Here is an 18,948-nt window from a genome sequence, read left to right as displayed (position 1 = left end):
CGTTCTGATCCGGCCGGATCTCTGGCCGGGGCAACAGGCGTTCCAACGCCCTTGCACTTGTCCTTTTAAAACCGCACCGCGCCGGATACCGGCGCGGTGTTTTTTCCCAACGAAAGGCCAGGCCTTCCGCAGACCGCTTACTTGATGCGCGGCAATGTTTCGAACTGGTGGAACGGCGGCGGAGAAGACAGGGTCCACTCCAGGGTCGTTGCCCCTTCACCCCACGGGCTGTTGCCAGCAACACGCTTCTTGGAGAAAGCCTCAACGATGCCGTAGATGAACACCAGAACCGCGAAAGCCGAAATGTAGGATCCGATGGAGGATACAAAGTTCCAGCCAGCCAGTGCGTCCGGATAGTCGGCATAGCGGCGCGGCATACCGTTCATACCCAGGAAGTGCTGCGGGAAGAAGATCAGGTTCACGCCAATGAAGGTGATCCAGAAGTGTGCCTTGCCGATCGTCTCATTGTACATGTAGCCGAACATTTTCGGGAACCAGTAGTACCAAGCCGCGAAGATCGCGAATACGGCACCGAGCGACAGAACGTAGTGGAAGTGAGCCACAACGTAGTAGGTGTCGTGGAACGCACGGTCGAGACCGGCGTTGGCCAGCTGCACCCCGGTCACACCACCAACGGTGAACAGGAAGATGAAGCCGATTGCCCAGACCATCGGGGTCTTAAACTCGATGGACCCGCCCCACATGGTTGCGATCCAGGAGAAGATCTTTACGCCGGTCGGAACCGCGATCACCATCGTGGCGGCCACGAAGTAAGCCTGGGTCTCAGCGGACATGCCGACCGTGTACATGTGGTGCGCCCACACGATGAAGCCGACAACACCGATCGCGACCATGGCGTAGGCCATGCCGAGGTAACCGAAGATCGGTTTACGGGAGAAGGTGGAAATGATGTGGCTGATGATGCCGAAGCCCGGCAAAATCAGGATGTACACTTCCGGGTGGCCGAAGAACCAGAACAGGTGCTGGAACAGGACCGGGTCACCGCCGCCTGAGGCGTCGAAGAAGGTCGTGCCGAAGTTCCGGTCGGTCAGAAGCATGGTGATGGCACCAGCAAGAACCGGCAGGGACAGAAGCAGCAGGAATGCGGTGATCAAAACGGACCAGGCGAACAGTGGCATCTTGTGCAGGGTCATGCCCGGCGCACGCATGTTGAAAATGGTCGTGATGAAGTTGATCGCACCCAGGATCGACGAAGCGCCTGCAATGTGCAGGGACAGGATCGCCAGATCCATTGCCGGACCAGGCTGGCCGGATGTGGACAGCGGCGGATAGATCGTCCAGCCGCCACCGACACCGTTGGCGCCCGGAGGCCCTTCAACAAAGAGTGACAGGATCAGGAGGATGAACGCCGGCGGCAAAAGCCAGAACGAAATGTTGTTCATCCGCGGAAACGCCATGTCCGGCGCACCGATCATGATCGGCACGAAGTAGTTGGCGAACCCGCCGATCATGGCAGGCATAACCATGAAGAAGATCATGATCAGGCCGTGCGATGTGGTGAACACATTGAAGTAGTGGGCATTGGCAAAGAATTGCATGCCCGGCTCTTGCAGTTCCAAACGAATACCGACGCTGAGCGCGCCGCCCACGATCCCTGCAAAGATCGCGAAATAAAGATACATCAGGCCGATGTCTTTGTGGTTGGTCGAATAGACCCAGCGGCGCCATCCGTAAGGATGGTCATGTGCCGCATGTGCGTCGGTCGCAGCCATTTTGGGCTCCCTCGTTAGATCCGTTTAAAAGCGCAGCGCTCTAAAGGTCGCGCGCCTTGTAAAGCCTTTCGGCGCCGCTCAGTTGGCGGCGACCGAAACCTCGTCGTCAGTCTCAGAAGCAGCTACTTGTTTGGCCGCTGCAATGGATGCCATCAGCTGGGCATTGGCATCGTCGACATTATCCTGTGCCGCAACGGCCCACTGTTCGTATTGCTCCTTGGAGACAACACGGATTGCCAGGGGCATAAAGGCGTGCAGCGTGCCGCACAGCTCCGAGCACTGGCCATAATAGATGCCTTCCTCACGCGCGCGGAACCATGTTTCGTTCAAGCGGCCCGGGATCGCATCAATCTTCAAACCCATGGACGGCATGGCGAATGCGTGGATCACGTCGGCTGCAGTGACTTGCAGGCGGACGGTGGTGTCGACAGGAACAACCATCTCGTAATCGACCGCCAGAAGCCGCGGGACTTCATTGACGGAAACACCGCGCGCTTCCGCGAACTCGGTCCGGGCTGCCAGATCGGCGTCAGCGTCGTAGGCATCACCGACCATGTAGGAGTCGAAATACAACTCGTTCATGTTTTCGTCGGTGTACTCATAGCCCCAGTACCACTGGTATCCGACGGCCTTGACGGTCATTTCATACTCGGGGATGTCGAGCTGCTTGTAGAGAAGCCGGAAGGATGGAATCGCGATCACGACCAGGATCAGGATCGGCACGACCGTCCAAACCACTTCGATCATGGTGTTGTGCGAGGTCCGCGACGGGACCGGGTTGTTCTTGGAACTAAACTTCACCGCACAGTAGATCAAAAGCCCAAGCACAAACAGTGTGATGACCGTGATGATGACCAGGGTGAAATTATTGAACCAAGTGATATCGTCCATGACTTCCGAAACGGATGCCTGAAATCCAAGCTGCCAGTTTTCGATACCTGATTCCGCTGCCAGCGCCGCTGTGGACATACCGGCAAAAGCAGCCACCGCAGTGGCCGTAGTCATGAGACGCTTGAAGAGTACCTTCACGTCCGCGCTCCCTTCCCTCAACCGCATGATGCGGCGCATTCAGTACAGACTTGGCGCATGTGTCCAAGCTTTGATGCGGCAGTAGCGGGGCTGCGGCTGATACGCAAGCCCTATTTGACCTACCGCACCACCTAAAGATTACGTTCGGCTGTCCAAACTATAATCATAGGCAGGCATAAAGAGCGATGGTCTTTGAGGGGCAAAGCGTCGATCTGCCGCATCACGCCACTGACAACATTGTGCCGCACAAAAACCATAAGACGCCTTGCTCTGCAACGGAATTCGGGTGTTTTCTCCGTCATGCTTAGGGCTAAGCTGATTGATCAGTATCAACGACAGGCTGATTTTCGACAAAAAAGCCGGATAAGGCCCTATTCCAAAGCGCGCCACACTGGAAACCGCAGCCATCCTGCGGCAAGGTCTGGCCTGAAAAACGGAATGATTCGCGGAAAATGGGCACTTTCAACTGATAGCCGAAGCCGCAATCGAAAATGACTGACTGGAGGACTTCTTGTCGACCCAACCGCCAAATGCCCGTGCCGGCCGTTCCCTTCTATCGAAGACGGCCAAAAGCATAATGGCCGCCGGACTCGTACTGTCCGGTCTGTTTCAGGGCGTTCTGCCTGCCATGGCCCAGGGTGAAGTCCGGGCATCTCACGGTGACTGGCAGATGCGCTGTGACACGCCGCCGGGCTCGTCCGGTGAACAATGCGCGCTGATCCAGAATGTAACCGCGGCTGACCGCGAAAATGTCGGGCTTTCGGTGATCGTCCTCAAGACCGCCGATCAACAGGCCCGGATCTTGCGGGTTCTGGCGCCGCTCGGAGTTCTCCTGCCCTCCGGGCTTGGCCTCCGGGTCGACAATGCCGACATTGGCCGCGCCGGATTTGTGCGCTGCATGCCCAGCGGCTGCATCGCCGAGGTTATTCTGGAAGATGATCTTCTTGGAAAACTGCGCGGCGGCGGCCAGGCAACCTTCATCATTTTCCAGACGCCTGAAGAAGGAATCGGCATTCCGATCTCGCTCACCGGGTTTTCAGCGGGCTTTGACGCTCTGCCGTAAAAGCCGAACCACACCAGAATTGATAAAAAATAGGCGCCGGTTGGCGCCTTTTTCACATCAGACCGGCCACTGCCCCTATTGCGCGGGCGTGGCGTCCTGATTGTCCTTGGGCGCTGTCCTTGGGGTGACCCGGTGCAGTTTTTCCGAACCGGCATACATGCCCTGGCTCAATTGTTCGGCAAGGCGCTCCTCGTCGCGCAGCCTGACGTCTTCCTCGATCTGGTCAATCCGGTCGAGCGGAGTGCCCAGAGCCTCCAGCGCGGCCCGGCCGAACACAACGCTTGATTCGAAGGTTTCCCGTATCTGGAAATCAACCCCGCGCTTGGTCAGATCCAGTGCGTGCGCCCGGTCAGTTGCCCGGCAGAAGATCAGAGCCTCCGGGAACCCCTCCCGGATCAGTTCAATCGACTGAGCCATGATCTTGTCATTTTCGATGCACATGGCAACGAGGGCTGCCTTTCCCGCGCCCGCAGCAGCCAGGACATCGGCGCGTGTGGCATCCCCGTAATAGACCTTGTAGCCCTGCTTGCGGGCGTAATCGATCCGGTCCGGCCGGTTGTCGATGGCGGTGATCTCAAGCCCTTCCGAGGTCAGGATCTGCGCGACCACCATGCCGAATCGGCCGAACCCGACCACCAACACTGTTGGCGTTGCTTCCTCGAAGGTTTCGACCGACGGGTTTTCAACGCCCTTTGCCTTCAGCCGGGCGGCAAAGCTGTCAAGGCCGAGCCCGGCAACGGGCGTCAGCAGCATTGTCAGGATCACCACGGCATTGAGCAGGTTGGCGGTCTGATAATCCAGAAGGTTGTTGACCACCGCCGCGGTAAACAGCACGAAGGCGAATTCCCCGCCTTGCGGCAGCGTGACCGCAATCCTTAGCGCATCGGAATTCGGCGAGCCCGTGCCCCGCGCCAGCGCCCACAGGAAAAGGCCCTTCAGTCCCATGACAAGCGCCACACCTGCCATGACATACTGCCAGTTGGCCATGACAAGGTAGATGTCCAGCGACATGCCCACCGCAACGAAAAACAGCCCCATCAGCAGCGAGCGGAACGGCTCAATATCGGCCTCCAGCGTATGGCGGAAGCTGCTTTCCGCCAGAAGCACACCGGCCAGAAACGCGCCCAGCGCCATGGACAGGCCAACCGAATGCATGATCCCCGCACTGCCAAGGGCTACCAGCAAGGCCGCCGACAGCATGACCTCTCGCGCCCGGCTCGCAGCCAGCAGCAAAAACACCGGGGAGATCAGATAGCGTCCGGCAAAGATCACCGCGCCCACCGCCGCAAGAACCAGCCCAACCTCCTGGGCGATGTCGGCCATGGTGGATGGACCTTCCCCTGGGGCCAGGATCGCAACCATGGCCAGAAGCGGCACAATGGCAATGTCTTGCAACAGCAAGATACCAAAGGCGCGCTGACCGTAAGGCGATGACAACTGCCCGCGTTCTTGCAGGATCTGCAGTGCGAATGCCGTGGATGACAATGCAAGCCCGAAACCGGCCACGAGGGCGGTGGCGTGCGAAAACCCGGCAAAGCGCGCGACTGTAAAAAGCGTGATCCCGGTAAACACCACCTGGGCGGTGCCGAGGCCGAAAATATCGCGCCGCATGCGCCACAATTTGCTGGGATCCAGTTCAAGGCCGATCACAAACAGAAGCAGAACCACACCCAGTTCGGCCACATGGAGAACGTCTTCTCCCGAGCCGAGCAATTGCAGACCGTGCGGGCCAATCGCCGCGCCTGCCGCCAGATAGCCAACCACCGAGCCGAGCCCGAGCCGTTTGGCGATCGGGACCGCAACCACCGTGGCCGCCAGAAACACGATCGATTCTGCAAAAAACGGGGGTGCGCTTTCAGCGGCCATCCTTACTCCAGACCCGGTTTGCGAAACACGGGCTCATTCAGCTTATAAGACAGAAAACTCAATGTACTGCGAACCCATTATCAGACGTTGAAGCCATGCTCCTTGAGACATCGCAATAGACCATCATGGTTTTGATAGTGATGCACATGCAATCCGGCAGCCGCTGCCCCATCGGTGTTTTCGAGGCGGTCGTCGACAAAGAGCGCGGCATCGGGTGAATAGCCGTAACGCCCGCAGATTTTCAGATAGACGTCCCGGTCCGGCTTGCGGGCCTTGAATTCAGCGGACACATGCGCCTTTTCACCGAAGATTTCGATAACTTCGGGTGCACAGACAGGCAAAGCGGCTTTGAGCAACATGCCGTTATTCGTCAACAGGGCGAGATCTGCCCGTGGCTTCAATCTGCGGACCGTGGCCAGCACGTCCTGCCGCGGGCGCATCATCCGGCGCCTGACATCCGCGAAGGTGTCAAAATCAATCGGGTGTTTCAAAAGCCGGGCAAACTGCGCCAGATAGGCCTCCGCCGTCTCCGGTTCTCCCGCTTCCGCCGCGTTTTCATGGGGCCCGCCCCAGACATCCCGGTCAATGTCCGCCGCCGGCCGTCCAGTCAACTCCTCCAGAAGCGCGAGCCGGACCGGATGCTCATAGTCATAGAGCACCTTGTCCATGTCGAAGATGACAAACCGGATGTCCGGAATGGGACTTTGCTTTCTGCACATGGCGCGGCAGATCAGGTCAGCGGGCTCATGACGCCTTTCTGGTAGGCGGAGCGGTCCGCAAGGCGCTGATACCAGGCTGCCAGATGCGGCAGGTCTGGCCGCTCAATTTCCATATTAAACCATGCATAGGCCAGGCTCCCAAAGGGAATGTCGCCAACGCCGAGTTCATCGCCCGAAAGATAGGGTTGTTTGGCCAGAACCGCGTCGGCCACTTCCAGAAGGCCGGTGCAATGGGCAATGCCGGTTTCAATCACCGCGGGATCGCGGTCTTCAGGCTTGGTCCGGACCATTTCCCAGAACAGATTTCGGAACGGAAGACCGAAATTGATCACCCAGTCCATCCACTGGTCCGCGCGCGACCAGCTCTCCAGATCGTCCGGCGCAAAGGGCGCTGCGCCGTATTTGCGCGCCAAATAGCGGCATATGGCGTTGGATTCCCACAGGACAAAATCCCCGTCCTGCAGGCAGGGAATCCGGCCGTTCGGGTTGAGCGCAAGATAGTCGGGCGACTGCACGACACCAAAAGCGCCGCCTGCATCGATCTGCTCATAGTCAAGGCCAAGCTCTTCGGCGCACCACAGCACCTTGCGCACGTTGGACGAATTGATCCGTCCCCAGATCTTGATTTGGCTGGTCATCGGGAAGTGTTCCAAGTGTAAGGGCGGCCGGAGCCGCCAACGAAAAGGCGGGCGTTTGTCATAGGACAAATCACCCGCCAGAACCAGCTTCAAGACGTTTGCGTCTGGGCGGTTCATCCGCCCGCAGGATTAAACCGCCGTGCCCCCGATTGTCATGGCGTTGATGCGCATGGATGGCTGGCCGACCCCAACCGGCACGCCCTGGCCCTGCTTGCCGCAGGTGCCCATGCCCGGATCCAGCTTCATGTCGTTGCCGATCATGGTCACACGGGTGAGTGCGTCCGGTCCGTTTCCGATGAGCATCGCCCCTTTTACGGGGGCACCGACCTTGCCGTTTTCCACCCGGTAGGCCTCGGTGCAGGAAAAGACGAACTTGCCGGACGTGATGTCCACCTGGCCGCCGCCAAAGGAAACGGCGTAAATACCATCCTTGACCGATTCCAGGATTTCCTGCGGATCCTTGTCGCCGTTCATCATGACGGTGTTGGTCATGCGCGGCATCGGAATGTGGGCATAGGACTGGCGGCGGCCGTTGCCGGTCGGCTCCATACCCATCAGCCGGGCGTTCTGCCGGTCCTGCATGTAGCCCTTCAGGATCCCGTCTTCGATGAGAACGGTGCGGCTGGCGGGCGTGCCTTCATCATCGACCGTCAGCGAGCCACGCCGGTCGGCAATCGTGCCGTCATCGACAATGGTGACCCCCGGTGAGGCAACACGCTCGCCCATCAAACCGGCAAAAGCAGAGGTTTTCTTGCGGTTGAAGTCGCCCTCAAGACCGTGGCCGACCGCTTCATGGAGAAGAATGCCGGGCCAGCCAGGACCAAGCACAACATCAAATGTTCCGGCCGGTGCCGGGACCGCCTCCAGATTGACGAGCGCCTGGCGCAGCGCTTCATCGACGCCGCCCTGCCAGTTTTCCGTGGTGATGAACCGGTCGAACGCCTCGCGCCCGCCGCATCCAAAGGAGCCGCTTTCCTGCCGGTCGCCCTCACCGGCCACAACAGACACGCTGAGCCGCACCATCGGGCGCACATCACGCACAAGATGACCGTCCGCCCGCAGGATCTCCACCACCTGCCAAGCCCCCACCAGAGAGGCAGACACCTGACGGACACGCGGGTCTTTCGCCCTTGCATAAGCGTCGATTTCCTGGAGCAGCTTGACCTTGTCCTCGAAGCTTGGTCCCGCCAAAGGGTTCCGGTCGGTGTAGAGCGTCTGGTTCGTGCGCGACGGCGCTGCCGCGTAAGAGCCCGAATAGCCCTTCTTGACCGCGCTGACAGCGTCCGCCGCCCGCTTCAAAGCACCTTCGGAAATGTCACCGGCATGTGCATACCCAGCCGCCTCACCCACAACAGCCCTGAGGCCGAACCCCTGAGACGTGTCGTAATTGGCCGATTTCAAGCGGCCATTGTCAAAGACAAGACCTTCAAGCTGACTGTATTCGACAAACAATTCGCCATCATCGGCACCGGACAGCGCCTCTGCCGTGATCCGCTTCGCGGTCTCAAGGCCAAGGCCGGAGGTTTCGATCAAGTCGCTGGTCGAAAGGGTCATTGCGGCATCCTGTTCTGCACGGGCTGGGCCCATCATTCGCTTGTTAGCCGACAACATAGGTTTTTCGGCGGACAATTCATCCCAAAAAGAAAGGTCATGCCCGCATTATACGCACCGGGAACCGGATCGCATGATCAGCCGCTCACCAGCCCGCATCTCCGCTTCCTGCTTGCCTGTGCCTTGCGATATGGCATAAAGAGCCTAAATCCTTGGGACAACAGGCACCAGACACGGCACGATGATGAACCGATACGAGAATCCCCGCATCCCTTCCGAAGCGCGCGTGCGCTACCTGGATGGGGATTACCAGGTGGAAACGCCGGGAACCTTCGTGCGCTGCGCTGTCACCGGCACGGCGATCCCGCTGGATGAATTGAAATACTGGTCGGTGGAACTTCAGGAAGCCTATGTCGATGCTCATGCATCCATGAAGCGCTACCAGCAAACCCAGAAATAGGCGACGGATCTCTAGGCTCAGGACCTATTAATTTGATCGAAATGGCGCAGCAAACGGCAATGAGCTGCAAGGAAAAGCGTGACAAGCGGGCTTCCTGCCCGGTTGAGCGGTTTGACGCAGCAGATCGACGCCGTTTTTGCGTCCCTTTGGGATAGGGCGTGTTTGCCCGGCAACGTTGTTGCAAACCTTTGCAAACCGGACGGTTTGCTGCAGTTTTGCGCCTTGTATCCGAACAAACCCATCCCTACCATTTCTGTCAAATTAGTAGGTCCTGAGCCTAGCCCGTTTGGAACTGACGGCGGCGCAAGCGCTCATTGATGAGCGCGATCAGCCGGTCTTCTTCTTCGATCACCATATCCACATCGAGCACCTCGGAGCGCGAGGCGAGCCAATGCATCAATTCGCCTGAACCGGTCTCCAGGCGCGCCATGTCTTTGGCCGTCGTGACCAGTTGCAGTCCGTTTTCCTCAGCTTGGGTTATAAGCGCCCGCGCATCCTGTTCCGTGAACAGGTGATGGTCGGCGAACGCGCGGGTCTGCTTCACATCCAGCCCCTGATCCTTCAGGGTTTGAAAGAACTTTTCGGGCCGCCCGATCCCGGCATAGGCAAACAGCTTGCGCCCGATAAGCGCGTCGTTGCGGCTTGGCTCCACATGGGCGTGCAGGATCGGCAATCCCTTGCGCGCGGCCAGATGAATGGCTGGCTCTGCCGCCTCCCCCTTGCCGACCACAATCAGGCAGTCCGCCTTGAGGATCTGAGCCCGGACCGGGGCCCGCAAAGGTCCGGCAGGAATACACTGGCCATTGCCGAACCCAACCGCTGCATCCACCAGCACGATTGTCAGATCCTTGGCCAGCGCCGGGTTCTGAAATCCGTCATCCATGAGCAGGATGTCGATCTCAAGGCTCTCGGCAAGGGCAGCGCCAGCGGCCCGGTCGGCGGAGACGATCGTTGGCCCAACAGAAGCCAGCATGAGTGCCTCGTCGCCGACAATAGCCGCGTCATGGCGGTCTGGGTCTATGGGCAGCGGCCCTTTATGCTTGCCCCCATATCCGCGCAGCAAAAATCCGGGTGCGTGCCCTTCTTCGCTCAGCCGCTCGGCCAGCCGGATCGCAAACGGTGTCTTGCCGGTTCCGCCCGCCACGAAATTGCCGATACAGATAACGGGCAATCTGCTTTTGGCCTTGGGGCGCGACCGCATCCGCCGGGCGGCAACAGCGCCGTAGATCCAGCCCGCAGGCATCAGCAAGGCGGCTTTGGCCGACAGGTTTGGCTGCCACCAGAATTCAGGCGCTTTTGTCATGCCCAGCCTCCTGATGCGCTCTAGCCGGTTCAAGCATCTTGTCCAAAAGCCCGAGGGTGTTTTGAAGCGCGCCGCGACCCTCTTGCACAAGGGCCTGCGCTCTTTCTGCCTGCGCCTGTGCTTGTCCGGGCCCGCTTAACAGGATGATAAGGGCCGCCCCTAGGTCTTCAGGAGCCATAACTTTCACCGCAGCACCGCGGTGCCAGAATTCCTTGTAGATGGCGCGGGCGTTGGACACATTCGGTCCGGTGACCAGAGCTGATCCAAGCAGGGCCGCTTCCACCGGATTATGCCCGCCAACCAGGGCGAACGAGCCGCCGAGAAATGTGACCGGCGCCAACCGGTAAAAAAGCCCCATTTCCCCCAGCGTGTCCCCGAGAAAGACATCTGTTTGGTGCGTGACAGCCTCTCCGCTCGAGCGCGAGACAAGGGTCAGACCCACCTCCTGGACCCGATCCGCAACCTCGCTGGCACGTGCCGGATGCCGGGGCACAAGGATCAGCAAGGCGCCGGCGTGTTCTTTGCGAACCTTTAGGAACGCGGTCAGCGCGATATCATCTTCACCGGGATGGGTGAGAGCCGCCAGAACGACCGGCCGCCCCGCGATCTGGCTCTTAAGGGCACCGGCAACTTGCATGTCCGCAGACAGTTCATCGGAGTCGAATTTCAAGTTCCCCGGCGTTTCGACCCGCCGCGCCCCGAGTTTTCGAAACCGTTCCGCGTCCGCCGGACTTTGCGCCAGAACCGCATCCGGGCACTGGAAGATGTAGCGCGCAGCACGCTTCAGGCGGGACCAGTTGCGGAACGAGCCGTCCGATATCCGGCCGTTCAGGAGGGCAAAGGGCGTGGCGCGCCTCGCGACCGCCTCGAACAGGCACGGCCAGATTTCGGATTCCACAACCAGCACGAGGTCCGGCCGCCAGTGGTCCAGGAACCGGGCGACCGGACCTGGACTGTCATAGGGCGCAAATTGATGGATTGCCCCTTGAGGCAGGCGGGCCGAGGCGAGTTCGGCAGCGGTAACCGTGACGGTTGTCAGCAGAACCGTGCAGTTCCGCGCCACCAGCGCCTCAATTAGCGGCAGGACGGAACTGGTCTCGCCCACGCTGGCCGCATGCACCCAGACAAGCGTGCCTTCCGGGCGGGGCGTCTTGGCGTATCCAAACCGTTCCGGTTTGCGCCCGGGGAGCTCCTTGCCGGTCCGGCTGCGCAGCCAGAACAACAGATGGAAAAACGGCGTCAACAGCCATGTCAGGGCCCGGTAGACACGTACCGGTACCGGCCGCTTAGCCATCGGTCCTGCCGACGAGTTCATAGGCCTGGCGGGTCGCCTCATTCAGCCCCTCTTCCACCTGCACCCGGTAGGTCTCCAGCGTATCGTCACTGGCATCCTCTGGCACCCAGATCAAGTCACCGACCGCAATCCCACCACGGCCGAATGGCAGATTGATGCTTGCCCTGTCCCATGTGTCCAGCTCCTTGCTGCGGCTGGTGGCCACGGCGACCGGCAGGATCGGACGGCCGGAATGCTTCGCCAGTTGAACAATGCCAACACCCGATTGCCGCGACGGGCCCTTGGGCACATCGGCGGTCATGGCAATGCTATAGCCTTCCTTCAACGACCTCAGGGCCTCGATAAACCCTTTCATGCCGCCCCGTTTCTTGATCTGCCGGGCATTGCGCCCGCCGGATGCGCGGATGAGACCAAGACCGAATTTCTGGGCCGCGATTGCGTTGACCTCGCCGTCGGCGGAGCGTGAAATCATGACCTTCGCCGGCCAATGGGCCGGTTTCGCAAAAGGCACCATGAAATGCTGACCGTGCCACATGGCCACGATCACCGGCAAATGTTCTTCGGTCGTCGCGTGCACACCTTCCGGAGCAATCCGAAACCGGTTCGTGTGATAGACCAGTTTCAAATACCCGGCGAGCAACGTCCCCACACCCGATAATACAAGGGGGTGGCGGCTGAGGCGTTTGATCATTTTTGTTATCGCCTAATGCAGGCAAACCGCTCAGCTGGCCGTATCCGGATCCAGCAAGCGGTGCATGTGAACAATAAAATAGCGCATATGCGCGTTGTCGACGGTCTGCTGCGCCTTGGCCTTCCAGGCCGTATAGGCTTCAGCGTAGTTTGGATAAATCCCGACAATATCGAGCTCATCAAGATCCCGGAACGTCAGACCTTCCGGCGATTCCAGTTCGCCGCCAAACACCAGATGCAAAAGCTGTTTCGGGGCTTCGGTCTCACTCATGGACTTCCTCGCTTTCGTATCGTCTGCCGTGCGGCCTATAGCATCATTGGGCGCTAAATCGTTTCTTATTTAACGCCCTTAGCTGATCTTGAGCATCGGGCGCTTTGGCAAAACGCCCAAAGATGCTCAAGCACTCCATAATCGATCAGCTTTGGGCGCTAAATCAGACAGATTTATCGCCCGCTGATCTAGCGGATCACATCTCCAAGGACCGCCGTTGCAGCTTCCAGGAGCGCAGCGGGCGCGGCAATCAAAGCCGGATGCCGAGTCTTTTCCCGGTTGTAAATCATGGACTGGCCATCCAGGCCGGAGAGTTTTCCGCCCGCTTCCTGCACCAAAAGGTCCGCCGCTGCAAGATCCCAATCACTTGGCCCGCCGCGCGCTGCGGCAACTTCAACACGGCCGCATGCGACATTTGCGATCCGGTACGCAAGGGAGCGGAGGATTTCCTGCGGCTCAAAACCCGAAGCCCTGACGGCCTCGGCCGACACGATGGAATGCGGCCCGGTGAGGCGGGACCCTTGCACATCCGCGCGTTTGGAGACCAGGATCGTTTCGCCATTCAGCCGGCATCCGCCCTTGGCGCGGGCCAGAAACATCTCGTCCCGCCTCGGACAGAACACGGCCCCAGCTACAGGGCGGCCCCTGTCGACCACGGCGACCGATACGGTCCACTCCTCGCCACCTGCGAGAAAGGCACGGGTGCCGTCGATCGGATCGACGATGAACACGCGGTCCTGATCGAGGCGGCGCTTGTCATCCACCGTTTCCTCGGACAACCAGCCATACTCAGGGCGGCTTTCCCGCAGACGGCTTGCAAGCAAGGTGTCGACGGCCAGATCGGCCTCGGATACGGGCGACTTGTTCCCCTTCAACCAGGTTCTCGGATCCCGCCCGAAGTAAGTAAGCGCAAGCGCCCCTGCTTCACGGGCTGCCGTCTCCAGAAGGGTCAGATCTGCCTCGTCCTGGTGCGTGTCAGTTTCCGGCAAGAGCCAAACCTTCGATCATGACGGAGGGTGTTGCCGCCGAATAACGGTTGTCGAGATCGCTTGCGGGCACCATGCGCTTGAACATATCGTTGAGGCTGCCTGCAATGGTGATCTCGCTGACCGGCTCTACGATCTCGCCGTTCTCAAACCAGAACCCGGCGGCCCCGCGCGAATAGTCCCCAGTAAGACCGTTTACCCCATGACCGATCAGATCGGTGACCAGAAGGCCGCTTCCGGCCTCACGCATTAGCTCTTCCGGAGATTTTTGCCCGGGCATAAGGGTAATGTTGGTCGGACCGGGCGATGTTCCGCTGCCACTGCGATTGGCCCGGCCATTTGGCTCCAGTCCCAATTCGCGGCCGGTCGCGCCGTCCAGGAACCAGTGCTTGAGAACCCCGTCCTCAATTACCTTCAAGACACCGGCCGCAGTCCCCTCGCCGTCAAACGGCCGAGTTGCGGCCCCGCGGCGCTTGAACGGATCATCCACGATCTCAATGCCCGGCGCGAAGATGGCGGTTTCCATCTTGTCTCTCAAGAAACTGGTCTTGCGGGCAATCGATGCGCCGTTGACGGCACCGGACAGGTGCCCCAGCAAACTGCGGGCGGCCCGGGACTCGTAAATTACATTCGCGGTCCGCGTCGTGATCTTTTGCGGGTTCAAACGGCGGACGGCCCGCTCACCGGCGCGCTTGCCGATCTCGGACGGTGCGTCCAGATCCTCAAAGAAGGTCCGGCTGTCGAAATCGTAATCCCGCTCCATGCCCGTGCCGTCGCCAGCAACCGCCGTCATGGACATACCATAGCGTGAGGACAGGTAAGCCCCTTCAAACCCGTGGCTTGTCGCGAGAACAACGCCGGCCAGGCGCCAGGAGGCCCCAGCCCCGCCCGACTTGCTGACGCCGGAGACAGCAAGACCCACCGCTTCAGCTTCCAGCGCGATGTTTGCAAGCTGATCGGCCGTCATTTCGGTCGTGTCCAGCAGTTCCAGTTCCGGAAGCGTCTTCAAAAGCCGGTCCTGGTCGGCCAGCCCTGCATAGGGATCTTCAGGAGCGACCTTGGCCATCGCCACGGCACGAGCGGCCAGGTCCGCCGGGTCATCCGCGCGGTTGGCGGACACGGCTGCCGTCTTCTTGCCGACGAAAACCCGCAAGGTCACCGTGTCGCCCTCGGCACGCTCGGTTTCCTCGACCTTGCCTTCCCGCACATCGACCGACAGCGACACGCCGGAAACCGCAATGGCGTCGCAAGCATCGGCTCCTGCTTTTCGTGCCGCATCCACCAGCCGCCCCGCACGGTTCTGCAATTCGCCTTGATCAATACTTTCGGACATGTATCCCGCCTTTATCTGATGAGCGTTGTTTACGCGCTGGAAAATGGCATCGCAACAGCTGGTGTGGTGTTGGCAACAAAGATGGGATCGCGGACCGTTCCATCAATATAGAAGATGCAAAAGACCGGCTTCCGCTTCCGGTTGTAAACAGTCCGTTACCGGGCCGCTTACAATGTAGTAACCCTCTTTAAAATCAGAGTTTTTTAACCGTATATCTTAAGTTGTTTTCGACGGCCCCGCGTTACTCTCAAGCCATCAAGAGACCAAAAGGTCCGGCGGAGAGTTGATTTGAGACGTCAAACAGAAATACAGGGCACTCTGGCAACCGGGACAAGCAATTTCGCATTGCCGCATCCCGGTTGCCTTCCGGCCCAATTCCAGCAAAGACTGGAATCGCGGCCCGGGACCCCGTCCCTGCCGTCCGATATTCACCTTGATCGCGATCAGGCAATCATCAAGCGCCGCATTGCCGGTGTGCCGATCACCATTTCGGTTGCCATGTCCGCTTTCGATGGCGTCATGGTACGCATTGTTCCCGGCGGGCGTCCGGGTGAGATCACGGCTTCCCTGATCCTGAAACATCCCGACACCGCATTGTCCATCACACTGGCGGAGACCAGCGCGCCCGACAATCTGGCAACGCTGTGGAGCATGTGGGCCCAGACGCTGTCGCTGCCGATGCTGGTCTGTGACCTCGGCGGAGACGTGAAGCCAATAGAAGCCTTTTCCGCGACATCAGCCACTGCGCCCGCACCCCGCAGGAAAATGCGGCTGCTGACGGGCCGCCGCCCGCGTTTCTTGAACCGCCGCATGGTTGGCCATTCATCCGGAATGCCTGTTTCCCACGCGAATGAACGGGAAATCATTGCCCGCACTTAAGCGGGCAAGACCCTCTCAGCAAACGCGGGCCGAAACCGTGCCCGGTTGGGTTCAGACCATCCAGCCGATCAGCGCATCGGCCGAGAAGCCCGCGAAGATGATCCATCCATATTTCGAGTTGGACCTGAACAGTTTCAGGCACTGATCGGCATCGTCAATGTCGAGCACAGTGACCTGCCACCCAAGATGGATCAGACCGATGGCAATTCCCGTAAAGGCCGCCGGACCGGCATCAGCAAAGGCTGCAGCAAGCGCGAACAAGATCGATGCCACTAGATACAGAACGACCAAGGCGAGTTTGGTCCACTCCCCAAACAGCCGCGCGGTCGATTTCACGCCGACAAGTGCATCATCTTCCTTGTCCTGATGCGCATAAATGGTGTCATAGCCAATGGTCCAGGCGATCCCGCCAAGATACAGGCACACCGGCGCCCAGGACAAAGAGCCGAAAACCGCGGCCCAGCCCATGAGCGCGCCCCATGAAAACGCCAGGCCCAAAAACAGCTGGGGCCAGTTGGTGAAGCGTTTCATGAAGGGGTAAATGGCGACCGGCACCAGCGAAATGATGCCAAGCCCAATTGAGAAAGTGTTGAATTGCAGCAGAACGGCAAGACCAACTAGGCTTTGAAGAACCAGAAAGATCTTGGCCTGGGTCTTGGTAACCTGGCCGGCGGGGATAGGCCGCGACCGGGTCCGCTCGACCTGCGCATCGATATCGACGTCGACAATGTCGTTGTAGGTACAACCCGCCCCCCGCATGGCGACCGCCCCGATGAAAAACAAAAGAAGGTGCCACGGATTTGGCCAGCCGTTGCCCGCAGCAACAGCTGCCAGTGCCGCTGACCACCAGCATGGCCACAACAAAAGCCACCAGCCGATCGGTCTTTCCCAGCGGGCAAGCCGCGCATAGGGCCTTAGTCCGGCCGGAAGCCGCGTGTCCACCCAGTGCTGCTTGATCGCATCCGCAACGGGGCCGGTATCATTGGTTGAAAACACTGTCGCGCCTGTTCTGTTCTTGTCGATACGCCGCTTTTAGTCAGTTTGCCCCCGCCATGGCTAGGGTCCGGCCCCAGAAATGGAACCAAAATGCCATGGCCTTCGGCGGACCAGACGTGGATGACGTATTCATCCACCCCTTGGTCAGAAGGGAGTGTCATCAGGATCCATGTCTGGAGGCGGACAGTCCATGAAGCAAATCGTCGCTTTTTCGGAAAAACCCTCCAGCTCGAACAGCCGGCAGAACGGGTCCGACGGATCGAGGTAAGCGGCCACGACCGGCTGCCCGAAAGCCTCAAGGTCCCCCGCAACACTGCGCAGGATCCGCTGTGCGAGGCCCCGGTTGCGAAAATCCTCTTTCAGGAAAATCAGTTCCAGAACCGCCAGCTTGTTGGCAAGAAGCACGGACTGCTGAAAGGCAACACTGACAAGACCTGCAAGCTGCCCCCGGATCTCGACCAAGTAGATCCGGCCGGCAGACGGGTCCACAAGCAGCTGGCTGACTGCGGTTTCATGGGCTTTTGTAAAAATCTCACCCCGGCCGGCAAAGCAGTCCTGCATGACAGCCAGAACTGCTTTCCGGTTGGCCGGTGTTCCCAGGATGATTTGCAGAGTGCGGCTCATATGCGGCGGCGCGCCCGGTCCGGTTTTCCGCCAAGTCCGGTTTTCTCCGCCAGCGCTGCTTTGCAGGCCAAGGCAGGCCGTGCTAGACCGCGCCCAAATTGCGCATCGTCCCCGGCCAAGCCGGACGATCTGCACTCCTTGGCATCATTCCTGCGAGATTGACGTTTCATGAGAATTCTCCTGATCGGCTCCGGCGGCCGCGAACATGCGCTTGCATGGGCCCTTTCCAAATCACCCAGACTGACAAAGCTGTATGCCGCTCCGGGCAATGCGGGGATCGACCAGCTTGCGGCCAGCACCAGCCTGGACGTTTCGAACCATGAAGACGTGATCGGGTTTTGCCGGGAAAATGCCATTGATCTTGTCGTGGTTGGCCCCGAGGCCCCGCTGGTTGCCGGACTGGTGGATGACCTTGAAAAGGTTGGGATCAAAGTTTTCGGCCCCAGCCAGGCGGCTGCCCAGCTGGAGGGCTCGAAAGCCTTCACCAAGGGTGTGTGCGATGAAGCGGGCATTCCAACAGCTGCCTATGGGCGCTTCGACACCAAAGCAGCAGCACTGGCCTATGTCCGGGAACAGGGGGCGCCAATCGTGGTCAAGGCTGACGGCCTTGCAGCTGGAAAAGGTGTCGTTGTCGCGATGACGCTGGACGAAGCGGTCGCGGCGGTTGAAGCCTGTTTCGACGGCTCCTTTGGTGATGCCGGAGCCGAAGTTGTCATTGAAGCATTTCTTCAGGGAGAAGAAGCCAGCTTCTTCGTCTTGTCCGACGGGACGCATGCCCTGCCGCTGGCAACGGCACAGGATCACAAACGCGCTCATGATGGTGATACCGGCCCCAATACGGGCGGAATGGGCGCCTATTCCCCGGCACCGGTGCTGACGGATGACATCATCGCAACCGTCATGGACCGGATCATAAATCCGACGATCAAAACACTGGCCGACCGGGGCACCCCGTTCAAAGGCGTCCTCTACGCTGGTCTTATGATCACCGAGAATGGCCCGCAACTCATTGAGTATAATACCCGTTTCGGAGACCCGGAATGCCAAGTCCTGATGATGCGGCTGAAGACAGATTTGCTTGACCTGATCGAAGCAGCTGTCGATGGCACCTTGAACACTGTTAGCGCGGACTGGGACGAGAGGCCTGCCCTGACAGTCGTGATGGCGGCCAAGGGTTATCCCGGCAGCTATCAAAAGGGCACCGAAATCCGCGGCCTCGACACGGCTTCCGATGTGGATGTTGAGGTCTTTCATGCCGGAACGAAGTCCGCAAACGGCGCCATCTTGGCAAATGGCGGCCGTGTATTGAACGTGACCGCTGTCGGATCGTCCGTGGCCGACGCACAGCAGAAAGCCTATGCGGCGATTGACTCCATCGATTGGCCGGATGGGTTCTGCCGGAGCGATATCGGCTGGCGTGCCATTGCACGTGAGACGAAAGGCTAACCGCATTCAGCGCATCCGCTCCGCTTTCTGACTTGGCGGCCGCCCACGAACCCGTTTAGTCTCCGGT

19 protein-coding genes are annotated in these 18,948 nt (G+C 59.7%); 4 read left to right on the top strand and 15 right to left on the bottom strand.

Going from position 1 to position 18,948, the window contains the following annotated elements; all coding sequences use genetic code 11:
- Positions 1-137 precede the first annotated feature (137 nt).
- Together ctaD and coxB are read right to left on the bottom strand one after the other, a co-directional pair.
- Complete coding sequence (ctaD, locus tag E1180_RS19645) at positions 138-1,733, bottom strand: cytochrome c oxidase subunit I (protein WP_155193955.1); 1,596 nt, start codon at positions 1,731-1,733, stop codon at positions 138-140.
- Between the two features lie 78 nt (positions 1,734-1,811).
- Positions 1,812-2,738 carry a cytochrome c oxidase subunit II gene (gene coxB / locus E1180_RS19640; protein ID WP_155194107.1) on the bottom strand — a complete coding sequence of 309 codons (927 nt, stop codon included), beginning with the start codon at positions 2,736-2,738 and terminating at the stop codon, positions 1,812-1,814.
- 601 nt (positions 2,739-3,339) lie between these two features.
- Between coxB and E1180_RS19635 the strand changes: the two genes are divergently transcribed.
- Positions 3,340-3,825 carry an invasion associated locus B family protein gene (locus E1180_RS19635; protein WP_155194105.1) on the top strand — a complete coding sequence of 162 codons (486 nt, stop codon included), beginning with the start codon at positions 3,340-3,342 and terminating at the stop codon, positions 3,823-3,825.
- Between the two features lie 75 nt (positions 3,826-3,900).
- Here the strand turns inward: E1180_RS19635 and E1180_RS19630 are convergent, their stop codons facing one another.
- The 4 genes from E1180_RS19630 to tldD form a co-directional block, all read right to left on the bottom strand.
- Entirely contained in the window at positions 3,901-5,691 is a 1,791-nt protein-coding gene (locus tag E1180_RS19630) for a monovalent cation:proton antiporter-2 (CPA2) family protein (RefSeq protein WP_155193953.1), read from the bottom strand.
- 80 nt (positions 5,692-5,771) lie between these two features.
- A complete protein-coding gene (locus E1180_RS19625) occupies positions 5,772-6,410 on the bottom strand; it encodes an HAD family hydrolase (RefSeq protein ID WP_155193951.1) in 639 nt (212 codons plus the stop codon).
- Between the two features lie 11 nt (positions 6,411-6,421).
- Positions 6,422-7,048, bottom strand: coding sequence for a glutathione S-transferase family protein (locus E1180_RS19620; protein WP_155193948.1), 627 nt, complete (start codon positions 7,046-7,048; stop codon positions 6,422-6,424).
- A gap of 129 nt (positions 7,049-7,177) precedes the next feature.
- Positions 7,178-8,602, bottom strand: a complete 1,425-nt coding sequence (gene tldD / locus E1180_RS19615; RefSeq protein WP_155193946.1) for a metalloprotease TldD — start codon at positions 8,600-8,602, stop codon at positions 7,178-7,180.
- A 238-nt stretch (positions 8,603-8,840) separates the two neighbouring features.
- Here tldD and E1180_RS19610 point away from each other — a divergent pair, with 238 nt between their 5' ends.
- Positions 8,841-9,059 carry a DUF2093 domain-containing protein gene (locus E1180_RS19610; protein WP_155193944.1) on the top strand — a complete coding sequence of 73 codons (219 nt, stop codon included), beginning with the start codon at positions 8,841-8,843 and terminating at the stop codon, positions 9,057-9,059.
- Between the two features lie 277 nt (positions 9,060-9,336).
- Here E1180_RS19610 and lpxK read toward each other — a convergent pair whose 3' ends face one another.
- The 6 genes from lpxK to E1180_RS19580 all read right to left on the bottom strand — a co-directional run bounded on the left by lpxK (position 9,337) and on the right by E1180_RS19580 (position 14,936).
- A complete protein-coding gene (gene lpxK, locus E1180_RS19605; RefSeq protein WP_155193941.1) occupies positions 9,337-10,362 on the bottom strand; it encodes a tetraacyldisaccharide 4'-kinase in 1,026 nt (341 codons plus the stop codon).
- The gene (locus E1180_RS19600; protein ID WP_155193939.1) at positions 10,346-11,656 is read right to left on the bottom strand and encodes a 3-deoxy-D-manno-octulosonic acid transferase; all 1,311 of its coding nucleotides are present in this window, start codon (positions 11,654-11,656) and stop codon (positions 10,346-10,348) included. Before E1180_RS19600 ends, lpxK begins: the two co-directional genes overlap by 17 nt.
- On the bottom strand, positions 11,649-12,347 hold the full coding sequence (locus E1180_RS19595) for a lysophospholipid acyltransferase family protein (protein WP_155193936.1): 699 nt from the start codon (positions 12,345-12,347) through the stop codon (positions 11,649-11,651). Before E1180_RS19595 ends, E1180_RS19600 begins: the two co-directional genes overlap by 8 nt.
- Before the next feature lie 30 nt (positions 12,348-12,377).
- Positions 12,378-12,617, bottom strand: a complete 240-nt coding sequence (locus E1180_RS19590) for a DUF4170 domain-containing protein (RefSeq protein WP_155193934.1) — start codon at positions 12,615-12,617, stop codon at positions 12,378-12,380.
- Positions 12,618-12,805: 188 nt separating this feature from the next.
- Positions 12,806-13,606: a 3'(2'),5'-bisphosphate nucleotidase CysQ gene (locus E1180_RS19585; RefSeq protein WP_155193932.1), complete on the bottom strand. Its 801-nt coding sequence runs from the start codon at positions 13,604-13,606 to the stop codon at positions 12,806-12,808.
- Positions 13,593-14,936 carry a TldD/PmbA family protein gene (locus E1180_RS19580; RefSeq protein ID WP_155193930.1) on the bottom strand — a complete coding sequence of 448 codons (1,344 nt, stop codon included), beginning with the start codon at positions 14,934-14,936 and terminating at the stop codon, positions 13,593-13,595. Before E1180_RS19580 ends, E1180_RS19585 begins: the two co-directional genes overlap by 14 nt.
- A gap of 288 nt (positions 14,937-15,224) precedes the next feature.
- Between E1180_RS19580 and E1180_RS19575 the strand changes: the two genes are divergently transcribed.
- The gene (locus E1180_RS19575; RefSeq protein ID WP_155193928.1) at positions 15,225-15,815 is read left to right on the top strand and encodes a DUF6101 family protein; all 591 of its coding nucleotides are present in this window, start codon (positions 15,225-15,227) and stop codon (positions 15,813-15,815) included.
- Positions 15,816-15,866: 51 nt separating this feature from the next.
- On the opposite strand, the gene ubiA is transcribed toward E1180_RS19575, so the two are convergent.
- The 3 genes from ubiA to E1180_RS19560 form a co-directional block, all read right to left on the bottom strand.
- Complete coding sequence (gene ubiA, locus E1180_RS19570) at positions 15,867-16,811, bottom strand: 4-hydroxybenzoate octaprenyltransferase (RefSeq protein ID WP_283404514.1); 945 nt, start codon at positions 16,809-16,811, stop codon at positions 15,867-15,869.
- A gap of 144 nt (positions 16,812-16,955) precedes the next feature.
- Positions 16,956-17,435, bottom strand: a complete 480-nt coding sequence (locus tag E1180_RS19565; protein ID WP_155193926.1) for a GNAT family N-acetyltransferase — start codon at positions 17,433-17,435, stop codon at positions 16,956-16,958.
- Entirely contained in the window at positions 17,432-17,605 is a 174-nt protein-coding gene (locus E1180_RS19560; protein WP_155193923.1) for a hypothetical protein, read from the bottom strand. Before E1180_RS19560 ends, E1180_RS19565 begins: the two co-directional genes overlap by 4 nt.
- On the opposite strand from E1180_RS19560, the gene purD reads away from it, so the two are divergent.
- Entirely contained in the window at positions 17,604-18,881 is a 1,278-nt protein-coding gene (gene purD, locus E1180_RS19555; protein ID WP_155193921.1) for a phosphoribosylamine--glycine ligase, read from the top strand. The genes E1180_RS19560 and purD overlap by 2 nt on opposite strands.
- Positions 18,882-18,948: the final 67 nt, after the last annotated feature.

The organism is Roseibium denhamense (assembly GCF_009711415.1).
Taxonomy (GTDB): domain Bacteria; phylum Pseudomonadota; class Alphaproteobacteria; order Rhizobiales; family Stappiaceae; genus Roseibium; species Roseibium denhamense.
Note: the sequence above shows the minus strand (reverse complement) of the source record. Positions and strands in the feature narration are given on the sequence as shown.

Bases quoted from the DNA above. Each gene is read 5' to 3' on its own strand.
- E1180_RS19620 (WP_155193948.1), bottom strand. From the start codon at position 7,048: ATGACCAGCCAAATCAAGATCTGGGGACGGATCAATTCGTCCAACGTG.
- E1180_RS19635 (WP_155194105.1), top strand. From the start codon at position 3,340: ATGGCCGCCGGACTCGTACTGTCCGGTCTGTTTCAGGGCGTTCTGCCT.
- E1180_RS19560 (WP_155193923.1), bottom strand. From the start codon at position 17,605: ATGAAACGTCAATCTCGCAGGAATGATGCCAAGGAGTGCAGATCGTCC.
- E1180_RS19580 (WP_155193930.1), bottom strand. From the start codon at position 14,936: ATGTCCGAAAGTATTGATCAAGGCGAATTGCAGAACCGTGCGGGGCGG.
- purD (WP_155193921.1), top strand. From the start codon at position 17,604: ATGAGAATTCTCCTGATCGGCTCCGGCGGCCGCGAACATGCGCTTGCA.
- E1180_RS19590 (WP_155193934.1), bottom strand. From the start codon at position 12,617: ATGAGTGAGACCGAAGCCCCGAAACAGCTTTTGCATCTGGTGTTTGGC.
- E1180_RS19595 (WP_155193936.1), bottom strand. From the start codon at position 12,347: ATGATCAAACGCCTCAGCCGCCACCCCCTTGTATTATCGGGTGTGGGG.
- lpxK (WP_155193941.1), bottom strand. From the start codon at position 10,362: ATGACAAAAGCGCCTGAATTCTGGTGGCAGCCAAACCTGTCGGCCAAA.
- E1180_RS19565 (WP_155193926.1), bottom strand. From the start codon at position 17,435: ATGAGCCGCACTCTGCAAATCATCCTGGGAACACCGGCCAACCGGAAA.
- coxB (WP_155194107.1), bottom strand. From the start codon at position 2,738: ATGACTACGGCCACTGCGGTGGCTGCTTTTGCCGGTATGTCCACAGCG.
- E1180_RS19625 (WP_155193951.1), bottom strand. From the start codon at position 6,410: ATGTGCAGAAAGCAAAGTCCCATTCCGGACATCCGGTTTGTCATCTTC.
- tldD (WP_155193946.1), bottom strand. From the start codon at position 8,602: ATGACCCTTTCGACCAGCGACTTGATCGAAACCTCCGGCCTTGGCCTT.
- E1180_RS19610 (WP_155193944.1), top strand. From the start codon at position 8,841: ATGATGAACCGATACGAGAATCCCCGCATCCCTTCCGAAGCGCGCGTG.
- E1180_RS19630 (WP_155193953.1), bottom strand. From the start codon at position 5,691: ATGGCCGCTGAAAGCGCACCCCCGTTTTTTGCAGAATCGATCGTGTTT.
- E1180_RS19600 (WP_155193939.1), bottom strand. From the start codon at position 11,656: ATGGCTAAGCGGCCGGTACCGGTACGTGTCTACCGGGCCCTGACATGG.
- ctaD (WP_155193955.1), bottom strand. From the start codon at position 1,733: ATGGCTGCGACCGACGCACATGCGGCACATGACCATCCTTACGGATGG.